Origin of the sequence: Pseudomonas faucium (genome assembly GCF_021602585.1) — a bacterium.
GTDB classification, from domain to species: domain Bacteria; phylum Pseudomonadota; class Gammaproteobacteria; order Pseudomonadales; family Pseudomonadaceae; genus Aquipseudomonas; species Aquipseudomonas faucium.
On sequence record NZ_BQIP01000023.1, the window covers coordinates 91,224 to 98,496 of the forward strand.

Here is a 7,273-nt window from a genome sequence, read left to right on the forward strand (position 1 = left end):
TGATCAGACTGCGATCAGCGCCTTGACCTTGTTCATCGCATTCTTCTCCAGCTGACGAATACGCTCAGCCGAAACGCTGTACTTGTCTGCCAGCTCATGCAATGTCGCCTTTTCCTCGGCCAGCCAGCGCTGGTAGAGGATGTCGCGGCTACGCTCGTCCAGGCCCTGCAGTGCTTCGTGCAGGTTGCTGCTGGAGTTGTCGCTCCAGTCGGCGTCTTCCAACTGCACGGCAGGGTCGTAGCGATGGTCTTCCAGGTAATGCGCAGGCGACTGGAAGGCACTGTCGTCATCGGCTTCGGCGGCCGGGTCGAAGGCCATGTCCTGGCCACTCAAGCGGCTTTCCATCTCACGCACTTCACGCGGCTCGACGCCGAGGCTTTCCGCCACGCGATGCACTTCGTCATTGTTCAACCAGGCCAGGCGCTTCTTCTGGCTGCGCAGGTTGAAGAACAGCTTGCGCTGGGCCTTGGTGGTAGCCACCTTGACGATGCGCCAGTTGCGCAAGATGAACTCATGAATCTCGGCCTTGATCCAGTGCACCGCGAAGGACACCAGGCGCACGCCCATTTCCGGGTTGAAGCGCTTGACCGCTTTCATCAGGCCAACGTTGCCTTCCTGGATCAGGTCAGCCTGGGCCAGGCCGTAGCCGGCATAGCTACGGGCGATATGTACGACGAAACGCAGGTGAGCCATCACCATTTGCCGAGCGGCTTCGAGATCCTGCTCGTAGTAGAGACGCTCGGCCAGATCACGCTCCTGCTCGACCGTCAGCAGCGGGATGCTGTTGACCGTGTGCACATAGGCTTCCAGGTTCGCACCAGGCACCAGGGCATACGCAGGTTGCAACGATGTGGTCATTCAAGAACCTCCGACTTACAAAACTCGCGCCTTGTGGGCGCTGCCAACATTGACCCGGAACGACGGTACAAGTTCCAAAATGAAAAAAATGTCAATGCTGGCACAGAAAAACTATCGAGGTGCCAACTCGTTCAAGTGACGAGCCACCGCGATCCATGCACCGATATACCCCAACAGCACCGCACCGATCAAGAGCGACAGACCGTCGGCAGCCGGCACGCCGCCCAGGGCGAAGTCGCTGTCGTACAGCCCGGACAGCCCTACCACGGCCTCGTTCAGCCAGTTCAGGCCAAACGCCAGGATGCCCCAGGCCAGCACACCCGCACCCAGGCCATACAACGCGCCCATGTACAGGAAAGGCCGGCGTACATAGCTGTCGGTGCCGCCAACCAGCTTGATCACTTCGATCTCGATGCGCCGGTTCTCGATATGTAGACGAATTGTGTTACCAATTACTAACAGCAAGGCCGAAATCAGCATCACTGCCAGGCCGAACACGAAGCGGTCACCCAGCTTGAGGATCGCCGCCAGGCGCTCGACCCACACCAGGTCGAGCTGGGCGTTCTCCACCCGTGGCAGCTCGGCCAGGCGTTGGCGCAAGGCCTCCAGCGCCGGCTTGTCGACTTCGGTCGGCGTCACCACCACCACGCCCGGCAGCGGGTTGTCGGGAAGCTCGCGCAAGGCCTCGCCAAGCCCGGACTGCTGCTGAAACTCTTCGAGCGCCTGCTCGCGGCTGACGTACAGGGCGTCTGCCACGCCCGGCATGCCCTTGATCTCGTCGCGCAGGGCTTCGCCTTCCCGGCTGCCCGCATCGAGCTTCAGGTACAGCGAGATCTGCGCCGCACGCTGCCAGGAGCCGCCGAGTTTCTCGACGTTCTTCAACAACAACGACAGGCCCATGGGCATGCTCAAGGCCACGGCCATCACCAGGCAGGTGAAGAAGCTCCCGATCGGCTGCTTGCCCAGGCGGCGCAGGCTGTCGGCCAGGCTGGCGCGGTGGCTTTCCAGCCAGGCGTGCAGCAGGGTGCGGAAGTCCGGGCCGTCGTCGTCGTGCTCGCCGCGCTTTTTCTTCGCCGGCTGCGGGTCGGCGGGTTTCGGCGCAACGCGCTCGGAAACCTTGGGTGTACGTGTAGTGCTCATTGCCCGGCCTCCCCATCGCCGATCAGACGGCCGCGCTGCAAGGTCAGCATGCGGTGGCGCATGCGCGCGATCAGTGCCAGGTCGTGGCTGGCAATCAGTACCGTGGTGCCCAGGCGGTTGATGTCCTCGAACACGCCCATGATCTCCGCGGCCAGGCGCGGGTCGAGGTTACCGGTGGGTTCGTCGGCCAGCAGCAAGGCTGGCTGGTGCACGATGGCGCGGGCGATGCCGACCCGCTGCTGCTGGCCGGTGGACAGGTCAGCCGGGAACAGCTCGCCCTTGTCGCTCAGCGACACGCGCTCCAGGGCCGAATCCACGCGCTTGGCGATCTCGGCCTTGGACAGGCCGAGAATCTGCAGCGGCAAGGCGATGTTGTTGAACACGGTGCGGTCGAACAGCAGTTGGTGATTCTGGAACACCACGCCGATCTGCCGGCGCAGGAACGGGATCTGCGCATTGCTGATCTGCCCCAGGTCCTGGCCTGCCAGCAGCAACTTGCCGCTGGTCGGGCGTTCCATGGCCAGCAGCAGGCGCAGCAAGGTGCTCTTGCCAGCGCCCGAGTGGCCGGTGACGAACAGGAATTCGCCCCGGCGCGCCCGGAAACTCAGCTCATGCAAGCCGACATGGCCATTGGGATAGCGCTTGGCAACCTGTTCGAATCGGATCATGGGTGCTCTCGCTCGGCGAACAGTGCCTTGACGAACGGCTCGGCTTCGAAGGTGCGCAGGTCGTCGATGCCTTCACCCACGCCAATGAAGCGAATCGGGATATTGAACTGCTTGGCCAGGGCGAAGATCACCCCACCCTTGGCGGTGCCGTCCAGCTTGGTCAGGGCCAGGCCGGTAAGCTCCACGCTCTGGTTGAAGTACTTGGCCTGGCTGATGGCGTTCTGCCCGGTGCCGGCATCGAGCACCAGCAACACCTCGTGCGGCGCCTCGGCATCGAGCTTGCCGATCACCCGACGGACCTTCTTCAGCTCTTCCATCAGGTTGTCCTTGGTGTGCAGGCGGCCGGCGGTGTCGGCGATCAGCACATCGACACCGCGGGCCTTGGCGGCCTGCACGGCGTCGAAGATCACCGAGGCGGAGTCGGCGCCGGTGTGCTGGGCGATCACCGGGATCTGGTTGCGCTCGCCCCACACCTGCAATTGCTCGACCGCAGCGGCGCGGAAGGTGTCGCCGGCGGCCAGCATGACCTTCTTGCCTTCGAGCTGCAGCTTCTTGGCCAGCTTGCCGATGGTGGTGGTCTTGCCGGCGCCGTTCACGCCGACCACGAGGATCACGTAAGGCTTGTTCTGCGCCTCGACCTTCAGCGGCTGCTCGACCGGGCGCAGCAGCGCGGCCAGTTCATCCTGCAGCGACTTGTACAGCGCGTCGGCATCGGCCAGCTGCTTGCGGGCGACCTTCTGGGTCAGGTTCTGGACGATCGCCGAGGTGGCTTCCACACCCACGTCGGCGGTCAGCAGGCGCGTCTCGATTTCGTCGAGCAGGTCGTCATCGATGACCTTCTTGCCCAGGAACAGGCTGGCCATGCCCTCGCCAATGCTGGCGCTGGTCTTCGACAGGCCTTGTTTGAGGCGGGCGAAGAAGCCGGGCTTGGACTGTTCGCCGGCTGGGGCGGCGACCACTGGGGCCGGCTCGGGCTCGACCGGGGCAGGCGCTGCGATTACCGGCTCGACCACCGCAGGCGCAGCGGCGGGCTCGGGCGCCGGGCGCTCGGGAATCGCTGGCGGGGCCTTGGGCTCGAGGTCCGGGACCAGGGCGACGGGCTCTTCGGCGACGGGCAGGACCAGGTTGCTGACGGGCGGCTCGACGGGCTGGGCAACCGGAATCTCGGGGGCCGCAACCACCACTGCCGGGCGCTCGGCTTGTGCCGGGGCTGGCTCCACATCCGCCGGCAAGCCTGCTGCCGCGGGGGCCTGCTGCACAGGCTCGAGGATCACGGCTGGGGCTGGCTCAGGCTCGGCCGGGCGCGGTGTCTCGGCGACAGCAGGCGCCTGGGCAACCTCCGGCGCTGCCGGAGCCGCTTCAGGCGGCTCGACGGCGGGCTGTGCGGCTACCGGCTCGGCAGCTTGGGCATCGGGTGTCTGTGGCTGTTCGGCGACAGGTTGCTGCGGCTTCTTGCGAAACCAGCTGAACAGGCCTTTTTTCTCGCCAGCCTCGGCCGGCGCTTTTTTGTCGTCGTTGGAACCAAACATGGAAGACGGCTATCTCAGGGTAGCGATGGGCCAGCAGTGGCGCATCGGGAATTCTCTAAACGCAGAACAGACTATTTTGAATCCGGCTGGTTCATGCGCAATGTTTTGTCTTGTGGGCCTGGGGGCCAGAACGGCGACAGGCATGGTCGCCAGGCAACCGGATCAGTATCCTAGCACCTCCTGGCCCGCCGACGCTAAACCAGCGGGCCGCCGAACAGGTCAAACACCTTATGAATGCTCTAGCCCGCCGCGCCGCTGGCCTGTTGCTCAGCACGCTCTGCCTGCCACTGGCGGCCTTCGCCGCCGATGTGCAACCCACCCACGAATTCATCCTCGACAACGGCCTGAAAGTGGTCGTGCGCGAAGACCATCGCGCCCCGGTGGTGGTTTCGCAGATCTGGTACAAGGTTGGCTCCAGCTACGAAACCCCGGGCCAGACCGGCCTGTCCCACGCGCTCGAGCACATGATGTTCAAGGGCAGCGACAAGATCGGCCCCGGCGAGGCCTCGCGCATCCTGCGTGACCTGGGCGCGGAAGAGAATGCCTTCACCAGCGACGACTACACCGCCTACTACCAGGTGCTGGCGCGCGACCGCCTGCCGGTGGCCTTCGAGCTCGAAGCCGACCGCCTGGCCAGCCTGCGCCTGCCCGCCGACGAGTTCGCCCGGGAAATCGAGGTCATCAAGGAAGAGCGCCGCCTACGCACCGATGACCAGCCCAGTTCCAAGGCCTTCGAACTGTTCCGCGCCATGGCCTTCCCGGCCAGCGGCTATCACACCCCGACCATCGGCTGGATGGCCGACCTGGAACGCATGAAGGTCGAGGAACTGCGCCACTGGTACCAATCCTGGTACGCACCGAACAACGCCACCCTGGTGGTGGTGGGCGATGTCACCGCCGATGAGGTCAAGGGCCTGGCGCAGAAGTACTTCGGCGCCATCCCCAAGCGCAGCGTGCCCCCGGCCAAGCTGCCGCTGGAGCTGGCCGAGCCCGGCGAGCGCCAGCTGACCCTGCATGTGCGCACCCAACTGCCGAGCCTGATCTACGGCTTCAACGCCCCGGGCCTGGCCACGGCCAAGGACCCACGCACCGTGCACGCCCTGCGCCTGATCTCGGCGCTGCTCGACGGCGGCTACAGCGCCCGCCTGCCGGCGCGCCTGGAACGTGGCCAGGAGCTGGTGGCCGGCGCCTCGTCCAGCTACAACGCCTTTACCCGCGGCGACAGCCTGTTCCTGATCTCGGCCACGCCCAACGTGCAGAAGCACAAAACCCTGGCCGACGTCGAAAAAGGCATCTGGCAGCTGCTCGACGAACTCAAGACCACCCCGCCCAGCGCCGAAGAACTGGAGCGCGTGCGCGCCCAGGTGATCGCAGGGCTGGTCTATGACCGCGACTCGATCAACAGCCAGGCGACCACCATCGGCCAACTGGAGACCGTCGGCCTGTCGTGGAAGCTGATCGACAGCGAGCTGGACGAGCTCAAGCAGGTCACCCCGCAAGACATCCAGAACGCCGCCCGCACCTACTTCACCCGCGAACGCCTGAGCGTTGCCCACGTACTGCCCGAGGAGTCCGCTCATGAGTGATCGCAGCGCACCACGCTACACCCTGATCGGCGCGGGCATCATCGCACTGGTGGTGGCCGTGGCCGCCGTCCTCGCCCGCCCGGCCCACTCCGAGGCGCAAACGGCAGCGCGCCCAGCCAATACCTTGCAGTCGCTGGCCGAGCTGGACGGCAAGGCGCCAAGCCGGCGCCAGCTGAACATCCAGAACTGGACCACCGCCGAAGGTGCCCGGGTGCTGTTCGTCGAGGCCCGCGAGCTGCCGATGTTCGACCTGCGCGTGACCTTCGCCGCCGGCAGCAGCCAGGACGGCGGCACGCCAGGCCTGGCCACCCTGACCAACGCCATGCTCAACGAGGGCGTGGCCGGCAAGGACGTGACCGCTATCGCCGAAGGCTTCGAAGGCCTCGGTGCGGACTTTGGCAATGGTGCCTACCGCGACATGGCCGTGGCCTCGCTGCGCAGCCTGAGCGTCAAGGACAAGCGCGACCCGGCGCTCAAGCTGTTCGCTGAAGTGGCCGGCAAGCCGACGTTCCCGGAAGACGCGCTCAAGCGCATCAAGAACCAGCTGCTGGCCGGCTTCGAATACGAAAAGCAGAACCCCGGCAAGATCGGCGGCAAGGCGCTGTTCGCCAAGCTCTATGGCGACCACCCTTACGGCCAGCCCAGCGATGGCACCGCCGAAAGCATCCCAGGCATTACCCTGGAGCAGCTGCGCGCCTTCCACGCCAAGGCCTATGCCGCCGGCAACGCGGTGATCGCCCTGGTCGGCGACCTCAGCCGCGAAGAAGCCGAAGCGGTTGCCGCCCAGGTTTCGGCCGCCCTGCCCAAAGGCCCGGCCTTGCCCAAACCGGCCCAGCCGGTCGAGCCCAAGGCCGGCATCACCCACATCGACTTCCCCAGCAAGCAGACCCACCTGATGCTCGCCGAGCTTGGCATCGACCGCCAGGACCCGGACTGGCCGGCCCTGTCGCTGGGTAACCAGATTCTTGGCGGCGGCGCCTTCGGCACCCGGCTGATGAGCGAAGTGCGGGAAAAGCGCGGCCTGACCTACGGCGTATACTCGGTCTTCAGCCCGATGCAGGTGCGCGGCCCGTTCATGATCAACCTGCAGACCCGCGCCGAACTCAGCCAGGGCACGCTCAAGCTGGTTCAGGATATCCTGGCCGACTACCTGAAAAGCGGCCCGACCCAGCAAGAGCTGGACGATGCCAAGCGTGAACTGGCCGGCAGCTTCCCACTGTCCAACGCCAGCAATGCAAGCATCGTCGGCCAGCTGGGCGCCATTGGCTTCTACAACCTGCCGCTGACCTGGCTGGAAGACTTCATGCAGCAATCCCAGGCGCTGAGCGTCGAGCAGGTCAAGGCGGCGATGAACAAGCACCTGGCAGCCGACAAGCTGGTGATCGTCACCGTCGGCCCTGATGTGCCGCAGAAGCCGCTGCCAGCCCCCACAGACAAACCCGCCGAGCAACCGCTCGGCGTACCGGAGCACTAATGCCTAGATCCACCCCTC

6 protein-coding genes are annotated in these 7,273 nt (G+C 65.4%); 2 read left to right on the forward strand and 4 right to left on the reverse strand.

Features of this window, described 5'->3' with window-relative positions:
• Positions 1-3: 3 nt before the first annotated feature.
• The 4 genes from rpoH to ftsY all read right to left on the reverse strand — a co-directional run bounded on the left by rpoH (position 4) and on the right by ftsY (position 4,195).
• Complete coding sequence (rpoH, locus tag L6D75_RS22370; RefSeq protein WP_176510948.1) at positions 4-858, reverse strand: RNA polymerase sigma factor RpoH; 855 nt, start codon at positions 856-858, stop codon at positions 4-6.
• Positions 859-969: 111 nt separating this feature from the next.
• Entirely contained in the window at positions 970-1,998 is a 1,029-nt protein-coding gene (ftsX, locus tag L6D75_RS22375) for a permease-like cell division protein FtsX (RefSeq protein WP_176510949.1), read from the reverse strand.
• Complete coding sequence (gene ftsE, locus L6D75_RS22380) at positions 1,995-2,666, reverse strand: cell division ATP-binding protein FtsE (RefSeq protein ID WP_011531723.1); 672 nt, start codon at positions 2,664-2,666, stop codon at positions 1,995-1,997. Before ftsE ends, ftsX begins: the two co-directional genes overlap by 4 nt.
• Positions 2,663-4,195: a signal recognition particle-docking protein FtsY gene (ftsY, locus tag L6D75_RS22385; RefSeq protein WP_176510950.1), complete on the reverse strand. Its 1,533-nt coding sequence runs from the start codon at positions 4,193-4,195 to the stop codon at positions 2,663-2,665. Before ftsY ends, ftsE begins: the two co-directional genes overlap by 4 nt.
• Before the next feature lie 230 nt (positions 4,196-4,425).
• Between ftsY and L6D75_RS22390 the strand changes: the two genes are divergently transcribed.
• Positions 4,426-5,781 (forward strand): M16 family metallopeptidase, encoded by a 1,356-nt coding sequence (locus L6D75_RS22390; protein ID WP_176510951.1) that lies wholly within the window; start codon positions 4,426-4,428, stop codon positions 5,779-5,781.
• Positions 5,774-7,255: a M16 family metallopeptidase gene (locus L6D75_RS22395; protein WP_176510952.1), complete on the forward strand. Its 1,482-nt coding sequence runs from the start codon at positions 5,774-5,776 to the stop codon at positions 7,253-7,255. Before L6D75_RS22390 ends, L6D75_RS22395 begins: the two co-directional genes overlap by 8 nt.
• The last annotated feature ends 18 nt before the right edge of the window (positions 7,256-7,273 follow it).

What these genes read in the sequence shown, in the direction of transcription:
- rpoH (WP_176510948.1), bottom strand. Translation starts at nt 858, where the DNA reads ATGACCACATCGTTGCAACCTGCGTATGCCCTGGTGCCTGGTGCGAAC.
- ftsX (WP_176510949.1), bottom strand. Translation starts at nt 1,998, where the DNA reads ATGAGCACTACACGTACACCCAAGGTTTCCGAGCGCGTTGCGCCGAAA.
- ftsE (WP_011531723.1), bottom strand. Translation starts at nt 2,666, where the DNA reads ATGATCCGATTCGAACAGGTTGCCAAGCGCTATCCCAATGGCCATGTC.
- ftsY (WP_176510950.1), bottom strand. Translation starts at nt 4,195, where the DNA reads ATGTTTGGTTCCAACGACGACAAAAAAGCGCCGGCCGAGGCTGGCGAG.
- L6D75_RS22390 (WP_176510951.1), top strand. Translation starts at nt 4,426, where the DNA reads ATGAATGCTCTAGCCCGCCGCGCCGCTGGCCTGTTGCTCAGCACGCTC.
- L6D75_RS22395 (WP_176510952.1), top strand. Translation starts at nt 5,774, where the DNA reads ATGAGTGATCGCAGCGCACCACGCTACACCCTGATCGGCGCGGGCATC.